This window comes from Halorubrum sp. SP3 (assembly GCF_005435195.1).
In the GTDB taxonomy this organism is placed as follows: Archaea; Halobacteriota; Halobacteria; order Halobacteriales; family Haloferacaceae; genus Halorubrum; species Halorubrum sodomense.
In genome coordinates, this window is record NZ_SGTU01000584.1 from 1 (window position 1) to 291 (window position 291).

Here is a 291-nt window from a genome sequence, read left to right on the forward strand (position 1 = left end):
GAGTACGGAACGCGACAAGCGACCCTCCCCCGAAGACGTTCTCTCACGAGGGCGGGAACGTCACGATCGACCTGACCGCCGGCACGGTGGACGGCCAGCGGTTCCCCGCACTCGTCTGGGCGGAGGGCGTTCAGAACGGGAGCGAGCCGTACGACTCGTACGACGTTCGCTACGAGAACGGCACCGAGGCGCGGGGGACGTACCACCTCGTCGTCGACGAGCGCGACGGGACCTCCCCCCTCACCGACTCCTCGCGCCCGTACGTCGTCGAGGGGATATACAGCGTCGAGG

Annotated in this window: 1 pseudogene; it reads left to right on the forward strand. The window is 68.4% G+C overall.

From position 1 onward, the window contains the following. A pseudogene (locus EXE42_RS19075) lies at positions 1-291 on the forward strand (hypothetical protein); the annotation flags it as partial.